General features: G+C 41.5%; 24 protein-coding genes and 1 pseudogene. 11 read left to right on the top strand and 14 right to left on the bottom strand.

All coding sequences use genetic code 11. The features are described from left to right. Positions 1 to 126: 126 nt before the first annotated feature. Both ACH0QE_RS16240 and ACH0QE_RS16235 read right to left on the bottom strand, forming a co-directional pair. Positions 127 to 663 (bottom strand): DUF3231 family protein, encoded by a 537-nt coding sequence (locus tag ACH0QE_RS16240; RefSeq protein ID WP_415801620.1) that lies wholly within the window; start codon positions 661 to 663, stop codon positions 127 to 129. Positions 664 to 724: 61 nt separating this feature from the next. Next, the gene (locus ACH0QE_RS16235; RefSeq protein WP_415801618.1) at positions 725 to 1,615 is read right to left on the bottom strand and encodes a LysR family transcriptional regulator; all 891 of its coding nucleotides are present in this window, start codon (positions 1,613 to 1,615) and stop codon (positions 725 to 727) included. A gap of 136 nt (positions 1,616 to 1,751) precedes the next feature. On the opposite strand from ACH0QE_RS16235, the gene ACH0QE_RS16230 reads away from it, so the two are divergent. Further along, the gene (locus tag ACH0QE_RS16230) at positions 1,752 to 3,038 is read left to right on the top strand and encodes an NCS2 family permease (RefSeq protein WP_415801617.1); all 1,287 of its coding nucleotides are present in this window, start codon (positions 1,752 to 1,754) and stop codon (positions 3,036 to 3,038) included. Positions 3,039 to 3,185: 147 nt separating this feature from the next. Here the strand turns inward: ACH0QE_RS16230 and ACH0QE_RS16225 are convergent, their stop codons facing one another. The 3 genes from ACH0QE_RS16225 to acnA form a co-directional block, all read right to left on the bottom strand. Continuing rightward, entirely contained in the window at positions 3,186 to 3,503 is a 318-nt protein-coding gene (locus ACH0QE_RS16225) for an EamA family transporter (RefSeq protein ID WP_415801625.1), read from the bottom strand. Positions 3,504 to 3,760: 257 nt separating this feature from the next. Next, on the bottom strand, positions 3,761 to 4,309 hold the full coding sequence (locus ACH0QE_RS16220) for a hypothetical protein (protein WP_415801616.1): 549 nt from the start codon (positions 4,307 to 4,309) through the stop codon (positions 3,761 to 3,763). A gap of 1,060 nt (positions 4,310 to 5,369) precedes the next feature. Next, on the bottom strand, positions 5,370 to 8,078 hold the full coding sequence (gene acnA, locus ACH0QE_RS16215; protein WP_415801615.1) for an aconitate hydratase AcnA: 2,709 nt from the start codon (positions 8,076 to 8,078) through the stop codon (positions 5,370 to 5,372). Between the two features lie 333 nt (positions 8,079 to 8,411). On the opposite strand from acnA, the gene sspO reads away from it, so the two are divergent. Next, positions 8,412 to 8,561: a small acid-soluble spore protein O gene (gene sspO / locus ACH0QE_RS16210; protein ID WP_415801614.1), complete on the top strand. Its 150-nt coding sequence runs from the start codon at positions 8,412 to 8,414 to the stop codon at positions 8,559 to 8,561. A gap of 38 nt (positions 8,562 to 8,599) precedes the next feature. Here the strand turns inward: sspO and ACH0QE_RS16205 are convergent, their stop codons facing one another. Then, positions 8,600 to 8,857 (bottom strand): hypothetical protein, encoded by a 258-nt coding sequence (locus ACH0QE_RS16205; protein ID WP_041964970.1) that lies wholly within the window; start codon positions 8,855 to 8,857, stop codon positions 8,600 to 8,602. 114 nt (positions 8,858 to 8,971) lie between these two features. Here ACH0QE_RS16205 and ACH0QE_RS16200 point away from each other — a divergent pair, with 114 nt between their 5' ends. Next, positions 8,972 to 9,115 carry a small acid-soluble spore protein P gene (locus tag ACH0QE_RS16200; RefSeq protein ID WP_023614207.1) on the top strand — a complete coding sequence of 48 codons (144 nt, stop codon included), beginning with the start codon at positions 8,972 to 8,974 and terminating at the stop codon, positions 9,113 to 9,115. 74 nt (positions 9,116 to 9,189) lie between these two features. Here ACH0QE_RS16200 and selA read toward each other — a convergent pair whose 3' ends face one another. Together selA and ACH0QE_RS16190 are read right to left on the bottom strand one after the other, a co-directional pair. After that, on the bottom strand, positions 9,190 to 10,596 hold the full coding sequence (selA, locus tag ACH0QE_RS16195) for an L-seryl-tRNA(Sec) selenium transferase (protein ID WP_415801613.1): 1,407 nt from the start codon (positions 10,594 to 10,596) through the stop codon (positions 9,190 to 9,192). A gap of 159 nt (positions 10,597 to 10,755) precedes the next feature. Then, positions 10,756 to 10,944: pseudogene (locus ACH0QE_RS16190) on the bottom strand (Rdx family protein); the annotation flags it as partial. A gap of 192 nt (positions 10,945 to 11,136) precedes the next feature. Here ACH0QE_RS16190 and selD point away from each other — a divergent pair. After that, positions 11,137 to 12,189 carry a selenide, water dikinase SelD gene (gene selD / locus ACH0QE_RS16185; protein ID WP_415801612.1) on the top strand — a complete coding sequence of 351 codons (1,053 nt, stop codon included), beginning with the start codon at positions 11,137 to 11,139 and terminating at the stop codon, positions 12,187 to 12,189. A 27-nt stretch (positions 12,190 to 12,216) separates the two neighbouring features. Here the strand turns inward: selD and ACH0QE_RS16180 are convergent, their stop codons facing one another. Together ACH0QE_RS16180 and ACH0QE_RS16175 are read right to left on the bottom strand one after the other, a co-directional pair. Next, positions 12,217 to 13,164 (bottom strand): L-threonine 3-dehydrogenase, encoded by a 948-nt coding sequence (locus tag ACH0QE_RS16180; protein WP_415801611.1) that lies wholly within the window; start codon positions 13,162 to 13,164, stop codon positions 12,217 to 12,219. Between the two features lie 66 nt (positions 13,165 to 13,230). Continuing rightward, positions 13,231 to 14,421, bottom strand: coding sequence for a glycine C-acetyltransferase (locus ACH0QE_RS16175; protein WP_415801610.1), 1,191 nt, complete (start codon positions 14,419 to 14,421; stop codon positions 13,231 to 13,233). Between the two features lie 442 nt (positions 14,422 to 14,863). Between ACH0QE_RS16175 and arcA the strand changes: the two genes are divergently transcribed. Continuing rightward, entirely contained in the window at positions 14,864 to 16,096 is a 1,233-nt protein-coding gene (gene arcA, locus ACH0QE_RS16170) for an arginine deiminase (RefSeq protein ID WP_415801609.1), read from the top strand. A gap of 89 nt (positions 16,097 to 16,185) precedes the next feature. Here arcA and ACH0QE_RS16165 read toward each other — a convergent pair whose 3' ends face one another. Both ACH0QE_RS16165 and ACH0QE_RS16160 read right to left on the bottom strand, forming a co-directional pair. Continuing rightward, the gene (locus ACH0QE_RS16165; protein ID WP_415801608.1) at positions 16,186 to 16,467 is read right to left on the bottom strand and encodes an AbrB/MazE/SpoVT family DNA-binding domain-containing protein; all 282 of its coding nucleotides are present in this window, start codon (positions 16,465 to 16,467) and stop codon (positions 16,186 to 16,188) included. A gap of 236 nt (positions 16,468 to 16,703) precedes the next feature. Continuing rightward, positions 16,704 to 17,432: a YqcI/YcgG family protein gene (locus tag ACH0QE_RS16160; RefSeq protein WP_415801607.1), complete on the bottom strand. Its 729-nt coding sequence runs from the start codon at positions 17,430 to 17,432 to the stop codon at positions 16,704 to 16,706. Between the two features lie 305 nt (positions 17,433 to 17,737). On the opposite strand from ACH0QE_RS16160, the gene ACH0QE_RS16155 reads away from it, so the two are divergent. The 5 genes from ACH0QE_RS16155 (at position 17,738) to ACH0QE_RS16135 (ending at position 22,791) form a co-directional block, all read left to right on the top strand. After that, on the top strand, positions 17,738 to 19,291 hold the full coding sequence (locus ACH0QE_RS16155) for an ABC-F family ATP-binding cassette domain-containing protein (protein WP_415801606.1): 1,554 nt from the start codon (positions 17,738 to 17,740) through the stop codon (positions 19,289 to 19,291). Positions 19,292 to 19,527: 236 nt separating this feature from the next. Next, complete coding sequence (locus tag ACH0QE_RS16150; RefSeq protein WP_415801605.1) at positions 19,528 to 20,400, top strand: putative selenate ABC transporter substrate-binding protein; 873 nt, start codon at positions 19,528 to 19,530, stop codon at positions 20,398 to 20,400. Between the two features lie 9 nt (positions 20,401 to 20,409). Further along, positions 20,410 to 21,156, top strand: a complete 747-nt coding sequence (locus ACH0QE_RS16145; protein WP_415801603.1) for a phosphonate ABC transporter ATP-binding protein — start codon at positions 20,410 to 20,412, stop codon at positions 21,154 to 21,156. Position 21,157: 1 nt separating this feature from the next. Beyond that, positions 21,158 to 21,958, top strand: a complete 801-nt coding sequence (locus ACH0QE_RS16140) for a PhnE/PtxC family ABC transporter permease (RefSeq protein WP_415801602.1) — start codon at positions 21,158 to 21,160, stop codon at positions 21,956 to 21,958. Further along, a complete protein-coding gene (locus tag ACH0QE_RS16135) occupies positions 21,955 to 22,791 on the top strand; it encodes a PhnE/PtxC family ABC transporter permease (protein WP_415801601.1) in 837 nt (278 codons plus the stop codon). Before ACH0QE_RS16140 ends, ACH0QE_RS16135 begins: the two co-directional genes overlap by 4 nt. Before the next feature lie 28 nt (positions 22,792 to 22,819). Here ACH0QE_RS16135 and ACH0QE_RS16130 read toward each other — a convergent pair whose 3' ends face one another. After that, positions 22,820 to 23,242 carry a hypothetical protein gene (locus tag ACH0QE_RS16130; protein ID WP_415801600.1) on the bottom strand — a complete coding sequence of 141 codons (423 nt, stop codon included), beginning with the start codon at positions 23,240 to 23,242 and terminating at the stop codon, positions 22,820 to 22,822. A 183-nt stretch (positions 23,243 to 23,425) separates the two neighbouring features. Continuing rightward, positions 23,426 to 23,572, bottom strand: a complete 147-nt coding sequence (locus ACH0QE_RS16125) for a hypothetical protein (protein WP_167830874.1) — start codon at positions 23,570 to 23,572, stop codon at positions 23,426 to 23,428. 213 nt (positions 23,573 to 23,785) lie between these two features. Here ACH0QE_RS16125 and ACH0QE_RS16120 point away from each other — a divergent pair, with 213 nt between their 5' ends. Then, the gene (locus tag ACH0QE_RS16120; RefSeq protein ID WP_415801599.1) at positions 23,786 to 24,871 is read left to right on the top strand and encodes an AI-2E family transporter; all 1,086 of its coding nucleotides are present in this window, start codon (positions 23,786 to 23,788) and stop codon (positions 24,869 to 24,871) included. Positions 24,872 to 24,879: the final 8 nt, after the last annotated feature.

The following is a 24,879-nucleotide window of genomic DNA, read 5'->3' as shown; positions in this document are numbered from 1 at the left end:
TTCTGAAACTACATATCATTTTATCAATTATAAGCCACAGAGCAAATGAAAATAATATTTACAGTCATTTTTCACCCAATATTATGTAATCGACACATTCAAAAAGCAGCGCCATTGACGCTGCTTTTACTCTTTACCTGTAATATAGTATGGTGGTACCCTTAGCCAGCCCTTTTCCTGCATAAGCGTTTTAAGTGTCAAGGAAAAGGTGATTTTCATCATATGGTATTTTGCAAATAAGTAACCAACATCCGATCGGACAGATTCAGTAATTCCCCTTGTTGCTGAAGTGATTCCTACTACGAGATTGTATGCGATCAAATTGGCGATTTCCTCATCATTCATCCTTGCCCCTTCAGGAAGTGCCTTGAATTCACCTACGACTTTTTCTGCTCCGACATCAGGGAGTGGAATTCCTTCATCCTTGAAAAACTGTGTCAATTCCTTGATCATTGGTCTGTGTACATTTTCGATGATATCTACGATCTTTTCTTTGAGTTCAGGGTCCTGGGCTAAATTGTATGCGTGTTGATCGTATCTAAGGGTTTGTTCAGTACCATGTAGATAAAACCATAGATTCATTACTTCTCCGACATGCAATGGCTTTTTGTCCCCGTCCATAAAAGGACCGAAAGCATCCTTCATCACTTCAAAAAGATTCAAAGCAGGACACCTTCCTTTCTCCAACAGAATTTGGGGTTATTATTAGATTTATAAAGCTATTCTATTCATCACCATTATTGGATAACCCTAGTCTTTGCTTGACCAATCCAATGAAATTCCTTGCCGGTCTGGAAAGGTGATGCTGCTTTAACCAGATTAACCCAACAGATGATACCATCTCGGCATCTGAAATATTCCGCGTGAAAAGATTTGAGTGTCCGTATGATTGAAAAACAGATTCAGGAACTATTGTTGAACCAATCCCTGAGGAAACCATTTGCATCAGCACATTCATATCTGAGCATTCACATATGACCTGAAGCGGAAGCTGTGCTTTTGTAAAAGCCTCATGGATTATATTGTAGCTTCCAAGTCCCTCTGTTGATGGTAGAATTAACGGATATTTGCTTATTTCTTCTATTGATATCTCGTCTTTCCCATTTTGCCTGCAAACGAAAACAAATGATTCATTGTATAAAGGAAGGTAGTTAAGATCTTGATTAGCTAATGGCAGCCTGACCAGTCCCAGTTCAATTGTTCGATTTTTTACCAGTTCAGCCAAGTAGGCAGAATCATTTTGGACAATCCGTAAATAGACAAGCGGAAAGGATGAGTGAAATGCTTCCAGCCATTCGGGAAATTCGGGCACAGATAGTGTGTTGATGCCAACTGATAAATTCCCCTTCCTCCCTTCATCCGTCTCTTGAAGTTCATTTTTCACTTCCTCAAATGCGTGGACAATGTTTAGCGCATGTCTATATAGCAGCTGACCCTTATCAGTCAATTCAAGCTTTTTTCCATGCCGTTCAACCAGCATCACTCCTAGTTCTTCTTCCATTTGTTTTAATTGAAGGCTTAACGGCGGCTGTGACATATGAAGTCTATGTGCTGCAGATGTTATATTCTTTTCTTCGGCAATTGCGATGAAATATCGCATCTGTCTAATATCCATAAAAACTCCTTCTATTTAAAAAAGATATGATTTTAATATAAATTATATATTTTAAATATAGCTACAGTCTATGGTACGATATTTTCATTCGTTTCAAAACGGAAAAAATTTATCTGTAAAAGAGAGAGGAGAACAAATGGATAAATTATTTCAATTACAGGCACATGGTACAACGTTTGGAAGAGAGTTATCTGCAGGTCTTATTTCCTATATAACAGTTGTATACATCATCATTGTCAACGCAACAATATTAGCAGCAGCAGGCATCCCACTCGAAGCAGGAATCATCGCTACAATCCTCACAGTGTTTGCGGGCTGTTTGCTCATGGGATTTTGGAGTAACACCCCGATTCTAGTGATTCCGGGTATGGGATTAAATGCGATGTTTACCTATACAATCGTGCAGTCCGGCGGTTTCACATGGCAAGAAGCTCTTGCAATGGTTTTTGTATCGGGAATCCTGTTCATGGTTTTAGCCTTCACCCCGCTGGCAAAAACAATCATTGCATCCATTCCTGACTCATTGAAGGAAGCAATTACAGTCGGTATAGGAATACTATTGATTTTAATTGGGTTCGATAATAGCGGGATTATTACAAGCTCAGAGCATACCCTGTTAGAAATCGGGGATCTAAGCAGCTCAACAGCACTTATCACATTGAATGGTCTAATCGTCACAGTTGTGTTATTTATTAAAAACATTCCAGGCAATCTATTGCTGAGCATAGTGTTTACTTCTGTACTTTCCCTTCTTTTCGGTGACTTCGGAAGTGGCGGAATTTCGTGGAGCATGCCGGCAATTGGTGAGTATACATCTGTCTTTGGTCAGTTGTCATTTGCCCAGGCAGGTAATTTTATTTTCTGGCTGACAGCCTTTTCTCTGGCAATGGTCGTCATTTTTGAAAACATCGGTTTGATCCATGGCCATACAAAAATGCTTAACCAGACTCAAAAAAGTAAGAAGGCACTTCAAGCTAATTCGATTTCGGTTGCCACTGCTGGTATTTTCGGCACGAGCCCAACAGTATCATCTGTAGAAAGTGCTGCTGGGATAGCGGCTGGCGGCAGAACTGGTTTAACAAGTATTACTACAGGTGTCCTGTTCCTGGCTTCCATCGTTTTAATTCCTGTTATAAAAATAGTTCCAGAAAGTGCAGTTTCACCGGTATTGATCTTAATAGGAATATTGATGCTTCAGAATATCACAAACATTAAGCTTGATGATTTACTAGAAAGCTTTCCAGCACTTCTGATTATTGTATTGATTCCATTAACCTACAGCATTGCGGATGGCATGGCGATTGGTTTTATCCTTTACCCACTCTTAAAGCTGCTGATGGGAAAAGGACGAGAAATCCAGCCAGCACTTTATATGATTGCATTGCTGTTCCTTGGTAATTTCGTGCTTCAGTATGCCCTTTAATACATTCAAAAGCCTAGAAAAATCTCAAAGCTATTTAGTTTTGGGTGGGCATACGGCAAAAATGCCATAGAGAATGGGCGTGGAAATTGTCCACGCCATTTTTCTTTTATTGTGCCAGCCTTTATCTATTCGAGTGGATAAGCTTACTTAGTCGGACTGCTTCACACTAAGAACAGTGATCGTAACCAAGATGACCATCATGCCGATAAGTTGAATGGATGTTAAATGATCTCCGATAATCAGTACGCCAAATAATGAAGCTGTCACCGGCTCTACCATAGCAACCATTGAAGCAGTTGTAGGGGCAGTCCTGCGAATGCCAATTACATAAAATATAAATGAAATTCCTGCACCCACGATCCCTAATAAAAGAAACCATCCTATGTCGCTTGACGTCACCACAGCAACTGCTTCTGTTTTATCTGCAAAAAGAAAAAGGATGAGACATAATGAAAAAAATGCAATCGTTTACGTTGTCTGGGGCTTTCCTATAGAAGAGGTATTTTTAAACCCAAATATAAACAATTTTAAAAAATGATATTAACGATAATTCCCTTGTTTTCCTAACCAAAACCTGCTGAAATCGTTAAGGCTGGTGAATGAGATTGTTTTTATTTGGGTACGCAAAAAAAATAAAACATAAAAATGGCGTGTCAAAACTGATTGTCAGTTGACACGCCATTTTTATGTCATAGATAAGGCACTCTAAAACAGGGGCGGTTTTAATTTGCTTTTTTTAGAATATATGAGGATGCGTTTGTATGAACGTTTGGAATGAACTTTGAAGCTTCCTGCAACAGATGGATTTGTGCAGCCTGGGCCTGGTCAACTGTTCCCATGCCATACATCTTCAAGGACTTCTCAAGTACAAGCATCGATTCATGACCGTTTACATAGTAGAGACTCTCACCAGTACGAGGGTAATAGGATTCTAGAGGCTTTATATTCGAGATGACATGATACTGAGCTTCTCCGCTTTGAGAGTATCCTGCGACCACTGCTTCAAAGGGCTGTCTATCTACCATGAGCATGGGATTATTGATTGATGACTGGATTGATTCAGCCAGTTCTTTAAGACTGCATCCCTGATTAACGAGAGTTTCAGCTGTGCTTGCGACCATCATGGCATATTCCTCATCACTAGAGAAAGCAATGAAGGCTGTATCTGGTATTAATTCTTTAAACCTAATTTCATCGATCACCTGATGAATACCCAAATCAGTAACCAATGAAATGAAATCCTCTCTTGCAACTATTGATACTAGGCCCATAGATAACACTCCTTATGTTCCATCTATCTTAAACATACCTTTTTGCCAGCAAATATCAATAGGAGAAGTTGTCGATACATTGGAAGTTTTCGCGAATTTTGTAAGACTTGTGAACAAAGAGAGTGAACAAGGTTAAAAAGTGAAAGACTAAGAGGATTGAGCCAGCATTCATGCGGATTTAGCGATACCCTTATGCAAGCACTTCCCTCCTCATAAGGGTACCGTTCAGGCAGTATCTTACCTTATGCAAGTCATTCCTCCCTCATAAGGATACCGTTCACGCAGTTTCATACCCTTATGCAAGCACTTCCTCCCTCATAAGGGTACCCTTCAGGCAGTATCGTACCCTTATGCAAGCAGTCCCTCCCTCATAAGGGTACCGTTCATGTAGTTTCATACCCTTATGCAAGCACTTCCCTCCTCATAAGGGTACCGTTCACGCAGTATCTTACCCTTATGCAAGTCATTCCTCCCTCATAAGGGTACCGTTCACGCAGTTTCATACCCTTATGCAAGCACTTCCTCCCTCATAAGGGTACCATTCAGGCAGTTTCATACCCTTATGCAAGCACTTCCTCCCTCATAAGGGTACCGTTCACGCAGTTTCATACCCTTATGCAAGCACTTCCCTCCTCATAAGGGTACCGTTCAGGCTTTATCATACCCTTATGCAAGCACTTCCTCCCTCATAAGTGTACCGTTCAGACAGTATCATACCCTTATGCATGCCTTTCCTCCCTCATAAGGGTACCGTTCACGCAGTATCTTACCCTTATGCAAGTCATTCCTCCCTCATAAGGGTACCGTTCACGCAGTTTCATACCCTTATGCAAGCACTTCCCTCCTCATAAGGGTACCGTTCACGCAGAAAGATACCCTTATGCAAGCTATCTCTTCCTCATAAGGGTACCATTTACGCAGAAAGATCCCCTTATGGAAGCCATTCTCTCCACCAACCGAAAAACAGTTCAAATTAAACTGGAATTACCACAGGTTTTATCCCGAAAAAAATAAAAACCCCCTGGTCCACATAAATGACCAGAGGGTTCCGTGTATTATATTACGCTTTTAACTTATCACGAAGAACCATTTGCAGGATTCCGCCGTGACGGTAGTAGTCGATTTCGACTTCTGAATCGAAACGTACAAGAGCTTCGAAAGTCTTCTTGTTGCCATCTTCATCAGTAGCTGTCACAGTGATGATGTCGCGTGGGCGAACTTTCTCATCAATTTGGACATCGAAAGATTCTCTTCCTGTCAGGCCAAGAGTTTCTGCGTTTTCACCAGCTTTGAATTGAAGTGGCAGTACGCCCATCAATACAAGGTTTGAACGGTGAATACGCTCGAAGCTTTCAGCGATAACAGTCTTGATTCCTAATAGGTTGGTACCCTTTGCAGCCCAGTCACGGGAAGATCCCATTCCGTAATCTTTGCCTGCGATAACCATTAGACCAGTGCCCTGCTCTTTGTACTTCATGCAAGCATCAAAGATAGACATGACTTCGTTCGTTGGCCAGTAAGTTGTGAAGCCGCCTTCTGTGCCAGGAGCGATTTGGTTCTTGATACGGATGTTTGCGAATGTTCCGCGCATCATGACTTCGTGGTTACCACGGCGTGAACCGTATGAGTTGAAGTCGCGAGGTTCTACACCCTTTTCACGCAGGTATTTCCCAGCTGGTGTATCTTTGCCGATCGCACCTGCAGGCGAAATATGGTCAGTTGTAACAGAATCACCGAACTTGCCGACAATACGAAGGCTGTTCAATGGAGCAACTTCCCCAGCCTCTGGAGTTAAACCTTCAAAGAATGGTGGGTTTGCGATATAAGTTGAATCTTCATCAAATGTATAAAGTGGATCACTGTTTGTTTGAATTTCGTTCCACTTCTCATTATCAGTAAATACTGTTTCGTATTCTCTGCGGAAAAGCTCTGGTGTAACTACGCGGTGAACAACTTCGTTCACTTCTGCAGTTGATGGCCAGATATCCTTGAAGAATACATCGTTGCCGTCTTTGTCTTTGCCGATTGGATCGTTTTGCAGGTCGATATCCACAGTTCCTGCCAGAGCATAAGCAACAACCAATGGCGGTGAAGCCAGGTAGTTTGCTTTTACAAGCGGGTGAATACGTCCTTCAAAGTTACGGTTACCGGAAAGAACAGAAGTAACAAGAAGGTCGCTTTCAGCAACAGACTTTTCAATTTCAGGCTTTAATGGACCTGAGTTACCGATACATGTCGTACATCCATAACCTACAAGGTTGAAACCAAGAGTTTCAAGGTAAGGAAGCAATTCAGAATCACGAAGGTATCCAGTTACAACCTTTGATCCTGGTGCCAATGAAGTCTTAACGAACTTAGGAACTTCCATTCCAAGCTCAACTGCTTTCTTAGCAACAAGACCTGCACCTACTAGTACGTATGGGTTAGATGTATTTGTACAGCTAGTGATCGCCGCAATGGCAATTGCACCAGTCTTCATTGTTGTTTTGTCGCCATTAGCAAACTCAACAACAGCTTCTTTTTCGATTTCTTTCTTGTCTAAGCCGAATCCCTGATTTCCTGCTGGAGCAGTCAATGCTTCCTTGAAGGACTTCTGCATTTCTGAAAGCGGAATCAAGTCCTGTGGACGCTTAGGGCCGGAAAGGTTAGCTTCAATTTCTGAAAGGTTGATTTCTACAACATCAGTATAAACTGGCTCTAATGCAGGATCGAAGAATAGTCCGTTCTCCTTGCAGTATGCCTCAACCACTTTAATGTGATCTTCTGTACGTCCAGTTAAACGCATGTAATCCAATGCTTCTCCGTCAACTGGGAAGAATCCGCAAGTTGCGCCGTATTCTGGTGCCATGTTGGCAACTGTCGCACGGTCAGCAAGTGGAAGTGTGACTACGCCAGGTCCGAAGAACTCGACGAATTTACCAACAACGCCTTTGCTGCGAAGAACCTGAGTCACTTTAAGTGCAAGGTCAGTTGCAGTAGCGCCGTTCGGCATATCTCCTACTAATTTAACACCTACTACTTCTGGTACTGGGAAGTATGAAGGCTGGCCAAGCATTCCAGCTTCTGCTTCGATACCGCCTACGCCCCATCCAAGAACACCAATACCGTTGATCATTGTAGTATGAGAGTCAGTTCCTACCAATGAATCCGGGAAAGTTTCAAATTCACCATCTGCATTTTTGACAGCGTGGACAACGCTTGCAAGGTACTCAAGGTTAACCTGGTGTACGATGCCCGTTGCCGGTGGAACAGCACGGTAGTTATCGAATGCTTTCTGTGCCCAGCTCAAGAACTGGTAACGTTCAGCATTACGTTCGAATTCAAGTTCCATATTTACATTAAGTGCGTCCGGAGTTCCGTATTTATCAACCTGTACAGAGTGGTCAATTACTAGATCAACCGGCTTTTCAGGATTGATTTTTTGCGGGTCTCCACCCATGTCAGCCATTGCTTTTCTAAGTGAAGCAAGGTCAACGACTGCTGGTACACCAGTGAAGTCCTGGAGAATTACACGTGAAGGCTTGAAAGGCACATCCACTTCTTTAACTTCGCTAGTTCCCCATTTAGCTAGATTTTCAACGTGCTCTTTTGTGATTACAAAGCCATCATGCTGGCGAAGAACGGATTCAAGCAATACCTTCACTGAGTAAGGCAGTTTTGATACATTGCCGATTCCAGCCTTTTCTAATGCTGCCAGGCTATAGTAATGATAGCGTTTCCCGTCAACTTCAAATGAACTGCGGGCGTTAAAAACATCTTGGTTTGACATATGTTTACCCCCTTCTTTTACGTAAACATCATAAACTAATTATAGGTAATTGTCGAAAAGTTTGAATTTTGTTGGTCATCCTAACTTTTCTCACAATTTCATATTAATATAACCTTGTATATAAGTAAATAACAAGAAAGTTATTGTGCTTGATAAGTTTTTCTTATTATAAAAATTTTAAACATGATTTAAAACCATCTTAATGAGATTTTATTAAAGAAAAATTTCTTCCCATTTCTAAGCTGATAAGAACAAAAACTATTTCACAAAAATGATAAAGCTGGATTGTGTAATACGTTGTGGGAAAAAATATGGCAGATGGAGGTGAATTCTGTGGTAAAAAGAAAAGCAAATCATGTCATCCCTGGAGCGAATGCTGCAAAAGCCCAAGGCAATGGTGCAGGCTATAACGAGGAAATGGCAAACGAGCCATTATCCGAAATGGAAAAGCAAAACAATAAAAAACGGAAAAAGAATCAGTAAGAAACAAAAAGCGGAAGGCCTCCCTTCCGCTTTTCCTGTTATTCCATATTTACCTCAGTTACAATGCTACGCAAATCCTGCTGGAACCTTTCAAGCTGCGCCCGTTGGTGTTCAGATGCGTTTTCAAGGGCATTTTCGATTTGCTGGAATGCTTCATTCACCTCATTTTTGAGATGTTTTAGCTGGTGTCCGTAGCTCGCGCTGTCCCGAACAATTTCCGAATACAATCCTTGTGCGTCTTCGAATCCTTGCTGTGCTGCCTGAAAAGCTTGCTGTTTATCTTTATGATAAGGCATATGTGATTTCCTCCTGGTGTATTAAATCTATACCGTTAAATTGCTCAGTTATAAGTAATTTATTCAGTATAAATTCGGTGGAAAATCTAATCCTAAAGTCAGGAGGGATGAGCAATGAACAAAAATGATTCCAAAGATATGCGCAAGAATGCTCCAAAGGGCGATCAAGACAGCCAGCCTGCTCCATTAAGCGGATCAAAAAAAGTAAAAAACCGTAACCATACTCGCCAAAAACATAACTCACATCACGATATGTAAAAAAGTTCAAAGCGCCATGGCGCAGGTAAACCGCAAAAAATGTAAGGGCAGCCATGTATAGGCAGCCCTTACGTTTAAATTTGTTCAAAAGCATTCAAAAGAGATTTTTCTTCCTCTGCTGTAACGGTCCGAAGATCAACATTAACCTCTTCCTTTTGTATCCTGACAACGATTGCCGGGGAATATTCCGTTCGGAGCTTTCTGGCTATATGTTCAGCGCTGACCTCCTGATGACTTATTGAGACAAGATAAGTTGGAAGCTGGACATCTGGCATCGTCCCTCCGCCTACTTGGCTAGTTCCTTCAGTCACAACCGCATTAAGACCACTTTCTAAAGAATTGATCTCCTGGGCAAAACGTTCGGTCCTGGCTCTCAGTTCCTCAAGAGGAACAAGCAAGTCCCTTATTGTCGGGATATGGAGTAAGCCCTGCTCACCCCTTAGATAATCCATCAAAGTACCTTCTAACGCCGCGAGTGTCATTTTATCTACTCGAACAACTCTTGCCAGCTGGTGTTTTTTCAGCTTATCAATAAGAGCTTTCTTCCCTGCAATGATGCCAGCCTGTGGTCCGCCAAGAAGCTTGTCCCCACTGAATGAAACGATATCTGCTCCCATTTTCAGTACTTCTCCTACAACTGGTTCGTCTCCGATTCCATGGCGAGTAAAATCATATAGAACACCGCTCCCAAGATCCTCGTAAAAAATAACCTGGTCGTGCTTAGTTGATAGTTGGGCCAATTCCTCTGTATCGACAGTTTTCGAGAATCCATATATTTTGAAATTACTCGTATGGACCTTCAAGATCATCCCAGTATCGTCAGTAATTGCATTCTCATAGTCATATAAATGCGTTTTATTTGTTGTTCCAACTTCCACTAAATGAGCTCCGCTTTCTTCCATAATGGAAGAAATCCGGAATGAGCCCCCGATTTCAACAAGCTGCCCGCGTGAAACAATGACCTCCTTGTTTTTTGCAAGTGCACTCATGATTAAATAGACAGCTGCAGCATTATTATTAACGACCATCGCTGCTTCAGCGCCGGTGACTTCTTTAACAAGAGATTCAACATGGCTGTGCCGGGACCCTCGCTCACCTTCCTTCAGCTTATATTCAAGATTTGAATAATTCCTCGCGGTTTCTACCACATGCTTCACTGCATTCTCGCTCAATCTTGACCTTCCAAGATTCGTATGTAAAATGGTCCCTGTAGCGTTAATGACCCTTTTCAGTGTGTAGTCAAATCTTTCTGTTGCGGATGAATCAAGCAAATTAAATAGCTTGTCAACAAACAGTTGCGTACCAGGCTCAGGCCCATTCCATTTTTCGTTAACAATTTCTTTCCTTATATCATTTAACACATCTTTGATTATGTCTGTAAAACGATCAGCGTCCGCATCATGCTTCTTGAGCAAATCAAGAAACCTGGAGTCTTTCTGTAGTTCATGTACAGCAGGTAGCTGTCTTAAAAACTGTTTCAAACTGTATCTCCCCCACAACATTAGTGCATTCATTAATTATATCATTATTGCCCAATTAAAAGTTTTTTCAAAACGGTGAACTTAAGGATAAACGAAAAGCACTTAAAACGTGAAGTATCCAGATAGACAATAAAAAAAGCCCGGCTAATTGCCAGGGCATTAATTCATTGCTTCCATTTGTTTGATCATTTCGTCTGAATCAGGGAAAACACCTGTATCCAGTTTCGAATATATTGTCTGGCCATTTATTGTTACCTCAAAAGCTCCTTTGGAAGCTGGGATCAGCTCCATCTTCTCAATTTGGCTTCGGAAATGAGTGAATAATTCTTCCGCGAAACTCGCGGCTTTTGGTGCATAATTTCACTGCATGCAAAATTGGATGGTTACTTGAAAATTCTTCATTGCAAAATCCCCCTGTAATACTTTTTTATATGTTTTTACTGTCATTTTAGTGTAAAGCCATTGTCAGTGCAAATAATAATAGCTTAAGGATGATTTTAAAAACAAGAAAGAGTATACTTTTTTGTGGAGGTGATCAGGTTGAGTGAACACGAGAAAATCCGTTTGACATCACTATCAACAAAGGCTGGCTGAGGATGCAAAATCAGTCCCGAGGACTTGACGCAAGTTTTGCGTCTATTGCCAGAGCAGGATTATGTTCCTGAATTGCTTGTCGGACATGAGACTTCCGATGATGCAGGTGTATATAAACTTACTGACGATATAGCCCTGATCCAAACGATTGATTATTTCACCCCTGTAGTGGATGATCCATATATGTTTGGCCAGATTGCAGCTGCGAATGCCCTAAGCGATGTTTATGCCATGGGCGGGGAACCTAAAACAGTTCTTAATATGGTAGGATATCCTATCAAAAAGCTTGGTCCAGATATGCTTGCAGAAATATTAAGAGGAGCCAGTGACAAAGTGAAGGAAGCTGGCGCAGTGACCATCGGCGGGCATTCAATCGATGACCAGGAACCTAAATTCGGTTTATCTGTAACTGGGCTTGCCCACCCTGGTGCCATCTGGAAAAACGTCGGCGCAGAACCAGGTGACCTGCTTGTTCTGTCAAAACCTATTGGTGTCGGGATCTTGACAACAGGAATCAAGCGCAGCGCAGTAACTGCGGAGCAGGAGCAGGCAGTAACCGATACAATGGCATTACTGAACAAATCTGCCGCAGATGCGCTGAAAGACTTCACACCACATGCGGTAACGGATGTTACAGGGTTCGGCCTGCTTGGGCATGGCAGTGAGATTGCACGTGGCAGCAATGTCAGTTTTGAAATTTCGTTATCGGATGTACCTGTGTTAGATGGTACATATGAATTGGCTGCAAAAGGAATTGTGCCTGGAGGATCTAAATCCAACCATAAATGGCTGGATAACGATGTGGAGTATCAGGACATATCTACAGAAGAGCAATTAGTACTCTGTGATGCAATTACTTCAGGAGGACTCCTTGTTTCACTTCCTGAAAGTGAAGCGGGACATTACGTGGAAGCCTTGAAAAAGAAAGGGCTCGTTCACGCGGCTATAGTTGGGAAGGTCGTAGAAAAGAAAAATAAATTAATCTATGTAAAAAGGTGAAATCAATGGAGATTTCACCTTTTCCTTTTATCTATAGTTTTGCTTTAATTTTTCCAGCATGTCAGCTGTCATACTTGAGAGGTCATACTTCGCCTTGAAGCCCCACTCTTCAGCCGCAGCGGATGCATCAATGGAGTTCGGCCAGCTGTCCGCGATCGCCTGTCGTACAGGATCGACATTATAGGATATTTCAAATCCAGGAATATGCTTCTTAATTTCTGCTGTCAGTTCCTCTGGATCAAAGGTCATCGCAGTTACGTTGAAAGCATTTCTGTGAATCAGCTTTGAAGGATCAGCTTCCATAAGGTCAATGATCGCTCCTAGCGCATCTGGCATATACATCATGTCCATGTAAGTGCCTTTATCAATATATGAACTGTATTTCCCATTCTTGATTGCTTCATAATAAATTTCAACCGCATAATCAGTTGTACCTCCGCCTGGAGGGGTCACATAAGAAATCAATCCTGGGAATCTTACTCCCCTTGTGTCTACCCCGAAACGGTGGAAATAGTAATCCGCAAGCAACTCACCCGCAACTTTGTTAACACCATACATTGTAGTTGGACGCTGGATGGTGTCCTGAGGGGTATTGTCCTTAGGCGTATTAGGCCCGAATGCACCAATGGAGCTTGGTGTGAAAAATTGCAAATCTAGTTCTCTTGCTGTTTCAAGCGCGTTCATTAATCCGCCCATGTTAAGGTTCCAGGCAAATACCGGCTTCGTTTCAGCAGTGGCAGATAGCAATGCTGCCATATGCATGATGGTATCGACTTCATATTTTTTGGCCAATTCGACCATTTTGTTTGTGTCCATAACATCAAGTATTTCAAATGGACCGTTGTTAGCGGCTTCAGAATCAGTTTTCCTGATGTCCGTCGCAATGACATTTTCCTGTCCGTAAATGTCACGAAGTTTAACTGTTAGTTCAGAACCAATCTGGCCAAGCGCGCCAGTTATTAAAATTTTCTTCATTCTATGTACTCCTCCTGTTATCCCTGAAAAAAATAGGCCGGCTTGTCGACAAACCGGCATATCCAATTAAATAATCTCTAATTCCTTGCCTACTTTTTCATAAATAGCCAGTGCCTCATCCAGCATTTCCTTAGTGTGTGCCGCTGAAGGCATATTCCTTACACGGCCAGTTCCACGAGGTACGGTAGGAAATACGATGGATTTTGCGTATACTCCCTCTTCGTAAAGCCTTTTGCTAAACTGCTGTGTCTTGACTTCATCGCCAATGATACATGGAGTGATTGGCGTCTCAGAATGGCCAATGTCGAAGCCAAGTTTTTGCAAACCGTCTTTCAGATAATTTGCATTCTCCCATAAACGCTCGTTCAATTCTGTGCTTTCCATCAAAATTTCGATTGCCTTTTTGCTGGCAGCAACATCAGCCGGTGTGAGCGAAGTCGAGAATAGGAATGGACGGCTTCTTACTTTCAGCCAGTCGATCAGATTTTGTTTGCCAGCAACGTATCCTCCGACTACACCAATAGCCTTTGATAGTGTCCCGATTTGGAAATCGACTTTATCTGAAAGGCCGAAATGCTTAACAGTCCCAGCGCCTTCACCCAGTACTCCAGAACCGTGCGCATCATCGACGTATGTAATGAGGTCGAATTCTTCTGCGATTTCGACAATTTCCGGAAGTTTTGCAATGTCTCCATCCATAGAGAACACGCCGTCGGTGATGACCATGATTTTATTGTACTGGCCTGACTCCTTAGCTTCTTTCGCTTTTGCGCGAAGATCTTCCATATCCGAGTGGTTGAAGCGGATGATCTTCGCTCTGGATAAACGGCAGCCATCGATTATGGATGCATGGTTCAGCTCATCAGACAGGATGGCATCATTTTTATCCATAACAGCTGAAATGGCCGCCATATTGCACATGAATCCCGACTGGTAGGCAATCGCAGCTTCAGTCTTTTTGAATTTCGCCAGTATTTCCTCTAGTTCAAGGTGCAGTTTGAGTGTACCGTTAATTGTACGTACTGCTCCGGCACCAACGCCAAATTTTTCAATAGCTTCATCTGCAGTCTTTTTCAATCTCTCATCAGTAGCAAGTCCAAGATAGTTATTAGAGGAAAGGTTTACCATGTCTTTCCCATTGATGGTTATGATTGGTCCATTAGGGCTTTCTAATGGGTCGATCACATTATATAAACCCTTCCCTTTTAAATCCTCAAGGTTCTCATTTAAAAATTGATCTAATGTTTTACTAGACATCGTAAATCCCCTTTCTGCCGTCAAATTGGGCATGTCATTATAATGGATACATCTGTCTTTATGGAGTGGACAATGAATTCGTCCCTTTTTCCATATCTAGTGTGTGTTCACAAAATATACTTTATCATATTTATTTGATTTGTACATCTATGAAGGACAGAAAACGCTTTCTTTTTTATCTGTTTATTTTCCCCTATTTTCTGGCACAATGCATGACATTTTATAAAAAGCGTCATAGAACACGTAGATTTCCTATCACCATGCAAAAAAGACTTGAGGAGCTCTGTAATAATAGGTTTGAAAATTTTTATTAGGGTATAGAAAAGAGAGCCAGTCTGCAGACAAGCAGTTTGGCGGGGGCAGTGAAATTTTGAGTTATACATAATGATCACTTCCTCCTTATTTCATATATAAATAGATACTGAATATGGAGGCTGCTTTTATGAAATACCCTTTGAATGTAACATCTGAAATTGGTGAATTAAAATCCGTAGTACTTCACCGGCCAGGAAAGGAAGTTGAAAACCTGACTCCTAAATACCTGGAACGGCTTCTTTTTGATGATATCCCCTATTTACCGGCAGTGCAGAAAGAACACGATTATTTCGCGGATGTATTAAGAAACCGCGGGGTTGAAGTTCTTTATTTGGAAAAATTAATGGAAGAAGCATTAAAAACTGATGAATTACATCAACAGTTCATCGATCAAGTATTAAATGAAAGCAAGAGCAACTTGAATGGCTCAAGGCAAACAGTCGAAGAGTATCTTCATTCTCTTTCAACTGATGAAATGATCCGAAAAGTCATGTCTGGAGTTCTTAAATCAGAAATCGAGCCAGAGAAAAAAGTTCATTTACATGAGCTGCTCGATGATTACTACCCATTCTTTCTTGATCCAATGCCAAATCTTTATTTTACAAGGGATCCGGCAGCTGTAATCGGAAATGGTGTCTCTCTTAACAGAATGTGCGAAGGTGCAAGAAAAAGAGAATCATTGTTCATGGACTTTATCATTAGACACCATCCAAGGTTCTCTGAACATGATATTCCGCATTGGTATGACCGTGATGAATATTATCCATTAGAAGGCGGAGACGAATTGGTCCTCAGTCCTGAGGTGATTGCGATTGGGGTTAGCGCACGTACGTCTGCACAGGCGATTGAAAAATTGGCGAAACGGATTTTTGCCAGGAACGGCACTATCAAAAAAGTAGTTGCAGTTGAAATTCCTAAATTAAGAGCCTATATGCATCTTGATACTGTATTTACAATGGTTGATCATGAGAAATTCACAATCCATCATGGAATTGAAGGCCCTAATGGTAATATGAAAATCTATATTCTCGAAAAAGGCACGGACCCAGACACGCTTAACATTTCCGAGCGCTCAAATCTGACACAAACACTAAAGGAAGTCCTTGGTCTACAGGAGCTCGTACTGATTCCTTGTGGTGGTGGGCATGAAATTGCGGCGGCCCGCGAACAATGGAATGATGGCTCTAATACTCTTGCGATTGCACCAGGTGTGGTCGTTACCTATGACCGTAACTATGTTTCGAATGACTTGTTGCGTAAAAATGGTGTAGAAGTCATTGAAATTCCGAGTTCGGAGCTATCAAGAGGACGGGGTGGCCCGCGTTGCATGAGCATGCCGATTTACCGAAAAAATCTATAATATGAAGTTTAGAAAAGCAGTCCCAAAAATATGAGGACTGCTTTTAAATTTACTTTAATATGAAGTATTTATTGTACTTAGATGAGTGTCTAGCTGGTTGCCAGGTAGCTTTGCAATTCTTTGATCAAGTGCTCGGCTCCTTCTTTGCTTAAGACGATTCTTCCATCTGCTAGTGACATATTATCATTGCTGATTGTACCGGTTATGAGGCAAGTCAGGTCTGGCTGGTATTTCTTGAGGATAATCATATCCTCATCAACGAATATTTCGAGCGGATCACTTTCACCAATGCTCAGTTTTTTCCTAAGTTCCATCGGAATGACCACCCTGCCAAGTTGATCTGTTTTCCTCACAATTCCTGTAGCCTTCATATAGCATCCTTCCCTTCAAAAAATTTTGGGATGTGGATGTCAATTCTTTGAATAAATTCTAGCCCAATACAATTATAGCAAAACAAGGCATAATTTTACATTATTAATGTATCAGTTTAAGCAATCAGTGATCGACCGTGCCTATGATAAATAGCTTCATCTAAACATCAAAGGTTCTATAATAATCGAATTTATCAAAAAAGGCTAAATTCTAGTATTAGAATTTAGCCCCAAGTCTATTTATGATGAAAAGGACATTTCCCTTCTATTGGTTTGCTGTCGTCTCCGATAAAATACATTTTCCATTCTCGATGATCCGGGTCGGCATAATGGCTTACATTCGGGTGCTTTGGCAGGTTGTCCCATTTCTCAACGCGCTCCCTTACCTTTTCCCGTGACATAATTCCGCCCTTTGACGTTCCTTCAAGACCCTCAAAAATTCGACGCGGCTGAAAACCAAGAACAAGACTATTGCCCAGGTCCCTCGTTTTCCGCTGTTTATAGGCAGGTGCATTTCCGAAGGCAAAAAATGGTTCACCAGCAAACGAAAATGCCCATAAGTGATGTTCAGGATCTTTTGGATAATCAGCAGGCCATGGCTGCGTATCATTTTCATGTAGAAACTGAAGTACATTCCAGAAGTATTCACGATAGTAATCAATTGTTTTTTCTTCCATTTCAGGCTCAACGAATACAAACAATCCATGTCTTATAAGAGGTTTGGAATCATCAAACAATGCAATGAACTCTTCAATAGCGCCGGGCAATTGATCCCAATTCTCCCTGCTGATATATGAATAGCGGAGCTCCCCTTTTTTTTCGGCAGACATTCCAAAATAGCAAGGAAACTCTCGATTTGTAACAACTTCCCTGAAATTTTTGTATTCATTTATCACCCATTCAGGCACAAGATCGGGGTTGACCATATCTTCCTTTGTAAACAAATAACTATTGGTAACTGCCATGTTTTACACCTCAACTTAGTTAGTTAGCTTGTTATCATTTACCCTTTCTATCTATCAGCAAACTTACTTTCTCAAACTAAAAACCCAGGGTGTCTATGGGTCGATACCAATGATCTTGTTATCAAAAGTTTGGTTTTATTTCCAATATTAAGGTACCTTGGTGTAGACAGATGACCATTGAACGATGTTTTTCAATATGTACCAACCTAGAAAACTCTAGTCTAACAGCTGAGATTTTAGTATTATTAAGAAATGTGATTGTTAAATATTTGATTCTTAAAATAGATTAAAGCGAGGATTTTATCATGAGTTTATTGAATGTAGAAATTTTAAGCCACACATTTGGGGACCGTACCCTTTTTAAAGACGTTTCCTTTCGTTTGCTGGCAGAAGACCATGTTGGTCTTGTAGGAGCGAATGGTGTCGGAAAGTCGACATTGATGAATATCATTACTGGGCAGTTAATACACGATTCCGGTAAAGTTGAGTGGACTCCAGGTGTTGAGTATGGATATCTTGACCAGCATACAGTTTTGACACCTGGAAAAACAATCCGCGATGTATTGCGTGATGCGTTTCTTCCTCTTTTTAAGAAAGAAGAAGAATTAAATGAAGTTACGGGAAAAATGGCAGATGCCTCACCTGAAGAACTTGAAAAATTACTTGAACAAATGGCCGAAATCCAGGATGCCTTAGATGCAGGAGGTTTCTACTCCCTTGATATGGAGGTCGAAGAAGCTGCACGAGGTCTTGGTTTGGATGCAATCGGTATAGACCGCGATGTTTCTGCGTTGAGCGGCGGTCAGCGTACAAAAGTTCTGCTTGCAAAGCTATTGCTTGAAAAACCAAAGGTTCTCCTGCTTGATGAGCCAACCAACTACCTTGATGTCGAGCATATCCAGTGGCTGAGTAGATATCTGAAGGACTATCCTTATGCTTTTATCCTGATTTCACATGACACTGAATTCATGAACCAGGTTTCAAATGTCATTTTCCAGCTGGAATTTTCTAAGTTGACACGTTATACTGCTACCTATGAAAAATTCCTGGAGTTGGCTGAGATTAACAAGAATCAGCATATTAACGCTTATGAAAAGCAAAAGGAATTCATCAAGAAACAAGAAGATTTCATTGCTAAAAATAAGGCTCGCTACTCGACAACAGGGCGTGCAAAAAGCCGCCAGAAGCAGCTTGACCGCATGGAACGGATCGACAGACCTGAAACAGCCATCAAACCTACTTTTGAGTTTAAGGAATCACGCGCGAGCAGCCGTTATGTATTTGAAGGTACTGACTTTGAAATCGGATATACTCACCCACTTCTTCCTAAAATGTCTGTTACGATCGAGCGCGGCGAGAAGATTGCGATTGTCGGAATGAATGGTGTCGGTAAATCGACCTTGTTGAAAACGATGCTTGGAAAAATACCTGCGTTGAGCGGTAAAATCGAACGCGGAGACTTCCTCTTCCCTTCTTACTTTGAACAGGAAGTCAAAGCAGGAAGCATCACTCCGATAGAGGATGTCTGGAGCGAGTTCCCAGGCATGGATCAGCATCAAGTCCGTGCTGCTTTAGCACGAGGCGGGTTAAAGAATGAACATATTTCCCGTCCGTTGAACCAGCTGAGCGGTGGAGAGCAGGCGAAAGTCCGCTTGACTAAATTGCTTATGCACGAGAGCAATTGGCTGCTGTTCGACGAGCCTACCAACCACCTTGACATCACTGCAAAAGCGGAGTTAAAGCGTGCGTTGAAGGCATATAAAGGCACGATTGTGCTTGTCAGCCACGAACCAGATTTCTACGAAGATTGGGTAACAAAAGTCTGGAATGTTGAAGAATGGATTGAAAAATCAAAATAGGATTCAAAGGAACCTGACGGCTATTCCGTCAGGTTTTTTAAATTGAGTTCTGACAACTCCTTAAAGATCTTGTTGAGAACAGGATTTGATTAAGATTTTCGAACTGCTTGGACACTGAATTCTCCTAATCTCCCATAATATTCATATTAAATTTCATCAAAATGTATTGAGTTATCCACTTGTTATTGATAAATTTTATAGGGTGCATAAAATTTATTTATAAAGGTGATAAACAAATGAAAAAATTGATTACTTTATTAAGCTTATTAATGATTATTGCCCTTGCGGCTTGTTCTGACAATGGTACAACCGAAGGACAAAAAGACACAAGAACAGAAACAATCAAAATCGGTGCCATTCCCGATCAGAATGCGGCTGACTTGAACAGGGGCATGGAGGACTTTGCGATGGATCTGGAAGAGAAAACGGGATTAAATGTTGAGTATGTCCCCTCTGTTGATTATTCAGCGCTTGTTACTGCATTCGAGCGAGGCGAGATCCACCTTGCGTGGTTTGGTGGTCTTACTGGTGTACAGGCAAGAAACTTAGTTCCGGAAGCTGAGGCATTTGCACAAAGGCCAATCGATGAAAAGTTTAAATCCGTTTTTATTGCCCACAGTGATGTTAAGATTAATAACCTGAAAGATTTAAAAGGAAAGTCATTTACTTTCGGCAGTGAAAGCTCGACTTCCGGCCATTTAATGCCGCGCTACTTTATGATGGAAGCTGGCATAGACCCGGATCAGGAACTTGATGGAAAGCCTAACTACTCCGGTTCACATGATAAAACATATAAGCTTGTGGAATCAGGTGCATTCCAGATTGGCGCATTAAATATTTCTGTATGGGAAGCAGCTATAAAAGAAGGCAAAGTAGATGAATCAAAGGTAAAAGTATTTTATACAACTCCTGAGTACTATGACTACAACTGGACATTAAATGAGATGGATGCAGATACCAAAGCTAAACTCAAAGAGGCTATACTTTCAATGACTTCAGAAGATAATGAAATCATGGAATTATTGCAGACTGATAAATTTATAGAAACGAAGAATGAAAATTACGAAGCCATAGAAAAGGTCGCAAAGCAACTCAAGATCATCAAGTAGGTGGAATTCATGCAGGAAGCAATAAGCCTTAAGCAAATATCAAAAATCTATGAGCGGAAGATAGCCTTATCTTCCCTCTCTTTTACTGTTAATAAAGGAGAACTAGTTGCCCTTATTGGTCCAAGCGGAGCAGGCAAGACTACATTATTGAACTTGCTGGCAGCCATTCTTCCACCAAGTCAGGGTGAAATCCTGATAGACGGCCACCCTCTCTCTGGGCTAATTGACCATAAGAAGAGAGCAAAAAAAATCGGTATCATTCGCCAACAGTTTGACCTTGTTGGTGAGCTTCCGGTCATCCATAATGTTCTTGCTGGAAGACTGTCTGAATGGGGTATTATTAAATCTCTTCTTTCCATGCTGATCCCTCAGGATAAGGAATATGCTGTCCAGGCACTGAATCGGGTGGGATTGACAGATAAATTGTATGAAAAAACTTCTTCCCTCTCCGGCGGAGAACAACAACGGGTAGCGCTTGCAAGGCTTCTTGTCCAAAGTCCTGAAATTGTCCTCGCTGATGAGCCGGTTGCCTCGCTGGATCCCGCGCGTGCGGAAGACGTCCTGGATTTATTGGTTAAAATCGCTTTAGAAGAGAACCAAACACTGATCGCCAGCTTGCATTCCGTCGATTACGCAAGGAAATACTTCGATAGATTGATAGCCCTTAAAAATGGTGAACTCTTCTTTGATCTCCCCGCCTCCTCCGTAACTGATGACCATATTAACAGCCTTTACAGACTAAAGGAGCTGTCTTGATATGGATAAAAGATGGTTGAGTTTTGAGCTCCATAAGCGAAAGATCCTTACACTGATCCTATTGCTTGCATTCATGTTGAGTCTCTTCTCTCTTGAATGGAATAGTAACTTGATTCATAGCGGAGGATTCAAAACAGCAAAACAAATTGCGGCAGCATTTTTCACTCCTGATTTATCGGGTGACATCCTTCTTCTGGCCCTGGAGTCAAGCTGGACTACTCTTTCTTATGCTGCTGCCGGCATGAGTCTGGCAATTATCATTGCCTTTTTCTATGGCATTCTCGCCGCAGGAATTGTCGTATCAGAAAGTAACATCAAAAGGTATATACGGCCTTTTTTTAGAGGGCAGCTTGGCTTCATGAGAGCCATTCATGAACTCGTTTGGGCCTGGTTATTCGTCGCCTCGATCGGCCTCTCTCCTTTTGCTGCGATTTTCGCCCTGGCTATACCATACGGTGGCATCCTGGGAAGGATTTTTGCAGATATGCTGGAGGACATACCGAGGGAACCGATTAAAGCTTTGGAAGCAGCAGGCGCTTCTAAATTGCAGGCTTTATGGTATGGTTATTTGCCCATGGTTAGGGCGAGCATTACCAGTTATGCGATGTACCGTTTTGAGTGTGCAGTTCGTTCATCTGCGATTATGAGCTTTGTCGGTATCGGCGGCCTGGGGTATCAAATTCAGTTGAGTCTTGATGACCTTCATTATGATGAAGTTTGGACTTTCGTGTTCTTTTTAATCGCCCTAGTAATCATGATCGATCTCTGGAGCAATCAACTAAGAAAGAGGCTGGTACAATGAAGAAACATAAAATCAGCTTTGTAACTGCTTCTGTTTATGCTTTATTACTCCTTGTGGTTGGATCCTGGGTATCCATATTTATTGTTGAAAAGGCAAGCTTGTCCTTACTGTTTTCAGAAAAGAACCTTTTTTACGCTAGCAAATTTTTTAGAGGGCTTTTGGGTATCGATGAAGAAAGTCCGGCCTATCTTAATGCTGAAAGCTGGAAAAATGCACTGGATCTTACGATCGAAACCTTGGTAATGAGTGTGATGGCTGCTGGATTCGCGACAATTGCCGCACTCCTGACAGTTGTGCCAGCAGCAAGGAATGTTGCAGATGGGTCCCTCACGCTGGTTAAAAAATGGCATGGTTGGCTTTCATTTGGTGCTGTTCGCGGAGGCTATATTTTTTCTCGGGCAGTCCCGGAGCTTGTTTGGGCAATGATCATCATCTTTATCTTCAAACCTGGGATATTGCCAGGAGCAATCGCACTTGCTCTTCATAATTTTGGGATACTTGGAAAGCTATTTGCAGAGGTTATTGAAGATTTAGACTCAAGGCCGGTTCGGAACCTTTCTTCATCCGGGGCTGGACGTTTTCAGCTCTTTTTGTATGGAGTACTGCCGGCTGCTCTTCCCCGATTCCTAACGTATATACTTTACCGTTGGGAAGTCATCATGCGGACGACGATTGTCGTTGGTTTTGTTGGCGCAGGAGGCCTGGGCCAGCAATTTAAGCTGAGCATGAGCTTCTTCCATTACACGGATATTACACTCTTGCTATTTTTCTATCTTGTCCTGGTATTCGCAGCCGATTACATTTCAGAAAAAGCGAGAATCTTTATAAAATAAATCCGGCCACGCCTGGCCGGATTTTTCCTTAAAAAATATCAATCTTGTCCAGCCCATTTTCCAGGAAGTATTTTTCGTAACGTGCTTTCAGTTGGAAAAGTCGATTGATTTTTTGTTCAATTGAAGCTTCGATGTTGACTTCACGCTTCAAATCAATCGTTGCAAGCTTATGGGTAAGCTGATCCCAAAAGACATCTTCCTCGTACTCATCAATAATCGCTTCCACCGTATCCCTGAGGTCTTCGGAAAGATAGTAGTATTCTTCTTCCTCGTCATAGTAAATCCCATCACGAGCTTCAAAGTCCCTTGATAGAGAGAAAATATATTGTTCAAGATCCTCCGCTTTACTCACCAGTTCCTGATTTGCTTCTGTCAATCCTAGAGGCCAGTTTCCAAGCTGCAATAATTTTACTAGTGTTAAATATTGTTCCCTTGAAAGGTCAATTCTCATATAACCCTCCCCTTTCATATGCTTGTTTCATATATATGAAAGAACAATGGCCGGCTTTCCTAAATATAACTCAAGATAGGCCCTTTTTTTGTTACCAGCTCTTTCTCATAATCAAAATATTAGTGCTCCACAAAATAAAAACGGCAAGCCGCTGTTCAAGGACCTGCCGTAATCTATTTGAACCTAGTTACTGATATTGATCGCTTCACCTAATAGTTGAATATCTTTATAAATCTCATTTTTCAATTCCTTATCCTCGCATTGCGCATACTCATCGAATAAACGGCCAAGTTCTTTGATAAATAACAGATGTTCTTCGACTGCAACCATACAGAGACCCCTTTACACAGAAGATGACCAGTGGCTATTGCTGAGATTCTATTTCTGTTGACCAGAATATTTACCCGTTAACATTAGTATCAAACTACCAATTTTTATAATTATATGAGGGTACTGTCCACTTTATGACAACCAGTTTGTTTAGTGTCCAATTCTTTAAGGTAATTAATAGGAAGAGACAAAAATATTCAGGGGGTTAAAGACATGTGGATTCAACGACCTTTTTTTAAATACGCAACTGGAACCATTCTCCTGCTTCTTATCATCCTCCTTTTTGGTAAGATAGACTACTTTGTTTGGCCGCTGCAAAACTTTATTATCGCCATTTTCTTTCCTGTTTTGATCGCAGGCCTTGTCTATTATATATTAAGGAAACCAGTTCATTGGTTTGATCGATACATGCCAAAAATAGTGAGCATTGTGATTGTCTTTGTTCTGGTAGCTGGATTATTTTCGGGATTTGTTTATTTTGCAGGTTCTCAATTAGGAGAACAGATCAGCGAAATAAAGGAAAACTTCCCTCAAAAAGTAGATGAAATTACGGAAGAGTCGAAAAAAGTCATCAATGATAACCAACTGGGATTTATTAATGCAGATCAAATCAAGCAAAGGGCACTAAACTATATGAGCAAGATTTTACAAGGTTTGGGAGAAAATCTCATGACGGTATTTTCGGTGATTACAAGTGTCGCAACTGTTCTTGTGGTAGTACCGTTTCTTGCGTTCTTCTTTTTAAAGGATGATGAAAAATTAAGGCCTTATATTTTGAAATTAATTCCCGAAGAACATGTGCAGGAAGGGAATAAAATTTTAACAGATATAGATAAAACACTATTCACCTATGTAACTGGCCAATTCATCATCGCGCTTGTTGATGGGACACTGATGTATATTGGATATAAGATCATTGGACTTGAATACGCCCTTATCCTTGCGATTTTCACGATGTTTTTAACAGTCGTTCCATTTCTTGGCCCGATGATAGGTGTTATTCCAGCATTATTCGTTGCCCTCACAAACAGTCCAATGATGATGTTGAAGGTACTGATTGTCCTGGTAATCGTGCAGCAGCTTGAAGGGAATCTTGTCACTCCTCAGGTAATGGGGAAAAAGCTCAGCATCCACCCGATTACCGTCATCCTTCTGTTAATCGCGGCCGGCTCCTTATACGGCTTCGTGGGGATCCTGATCGCCATCCCCCTTTATTCTGTAGTGAAGATTGTCATAAAGGATGTGTGGAAATTTTATAAACTAAGGGAAAAGAGGAACCTGATCACCCCTGATAACTAAAAAAATCA

Origin of the sequence: Mesobacillus sp. (assembly GCF_047739415.1) — a bacterium.
In the GTDB taxonomy this organism is placed as follows: Bacteria; Bacillota; Bacilli; order Bacillales; family Cytobacillaceae; genus Mesobacillus.
The sequence above is the reverse complement of the archived record's forward strand: the minus strand, read 5'-3'. Positions and strand labels throughout refer to the sequence as shown.

What these genes read in the sequence shown, in the direction of transcription:
- ACH0QE_RS16235 (WP_415801618.1), bottom strand. Translation starts at nt 1,615, where the DNA reads ATGGATATTAGACAGATGCGATATTTCATCGCAATTGCCGAAGAAAAG.
- ACH0QE_RS16230 (WP_415801617.1), top strand. Translation starts at nt 1,752, where the DNA reads ATGGATAAATTATTTCAATTACAGGCACATGGTACAACGTTTGGAAGA.
- ACH0QE_RS16220 (WP_415801616.1), bottom strand. Translation starts at nt 4,309, where the DNA reads ATGGGCCTAGTATCAATAGTTGCAAGAGAGGATTTCATTTCATTGGTT.
- acnA (WP_415801615.1), bottom strand. Translation starts at nt 8,078, where the DNA reads ATGTCAAACCAAGATGTTTTTAACGCCCGCAGTTCATTTGAAGTTGAC.
- ACH0QE_RS16205 (WP_041964970.1), bottom strand. Translation starts at nt 8,857, where the DNA reads ATGCCTTATCATAAAGATAAACAGCAAGCTTTTCAGGCAGCACAGCAA.
- ACH0QE_RS16200 (WP_023614207.1), top strand. Translation starts at nt 8,972, where the DNA reads ATGAACAAAAATGATTCCAAAGATATGCGCAAGAATGCTCCAAAGGGC.
- ACH0QE_RS16180 (WP_415801611.1), bottom strand. Translation starts at nt 13,164, where the DNA reads ATGAAGAAAATTTTAATAACTGGCGCGCTTGGCCAGATTGGTTCTGAA.
- ACH0QE_RS16175 (WP_415801610.1), bottom strand. Translation starts at nt 14,421, where the DNA reads ATGTCTAGTAAAACATTAGATCAATTTTTAAATGAGAACCTTGAGGAT.
- arcA (WP_415801609.1), top strand. Translation starts at nt 14,864, where the DNA reads ATGAAATACCCTTTGAATGTAACATCTGAAATTGGTGAATTAAAATCC.
- ACH0QE_RS16165 (WP_415801608.1), bottom strand. Translation starts at nt 16,467, where the DNA reads ATGAAGGCTACAGGAATTGTGAGGAAAACAGATCAACTTGGCAGGGTG.
- ACH0QE_RS16160 (WP_415801607.1), bottom strand. Translation starts at nt 17,432, where the DNA reads ATGGCAGTTACCAATAGTTATTTGTTTACAAAGGAAGATATGGTCAAC.
- ACH0QE_RS16155 (WP_415801606.1), top strand. Translation starts at nt 17,738, where the DNA reads ATGAGTTTATTGAATGTAGAAATTTTAAGCCACACATTTGGGGACCGT.
- ACH0QE_RS16150 (WP_415801605.1), top strand. Translation starts at nt 19,528, where the DNA reads ATGAAAAAATTGATTACTTTATTAAGCTTATTAATGATTATTGCCCTT.
- ACH0QE_RS16145 (WP_415801603.1), top strand. Translation starts at nt 20,410, where the DNA reads ATGCAGGAAGCAATAAGCCTTAAGCAAATATCAAAAATCTATGAGCGG.
- ACH0QE_RS16140 (WP_415801602.1), top strand. Translation starts at nt 21,158, where the DNA reads ATGGATAAAAGATGGTTGAGTTTTGAGCTCCATAAGCGAAAGATCCTT.
- ACH0QE_RS16135 (WP_415801601.1), top strand. Translation starts at nt 21,955, where the DNA reads ATGAAGAAACATAAAATCAGCTTTGTAACTGCTTCTGTTTATGCTTTA.
- ACH0QE_RS16130 (WP_415801600.1), bottom strand. Translation starts at nt 23,242, where the DNA reads ATGAGAATTGACCTTTCAAGGGAACAATATTTAACACTAGTAAAATTA.
- ACH0QE_RS16125 (WP_167830874.1), bottom strand. Translation starts at nt 23,572, where the DNA reads ATGGTTGCAGTCGAAGAACATCTGTTATTTATCAAAGAACTTGGCCGT.
- ACH0QE_RS16120 (WP_415801599.1), top strand. Translation starts at nt 23,786, where the DNA reads ATGTGGATTCAACGACCTTTTTTTAAATACGCAACTGGAACCATTCTC.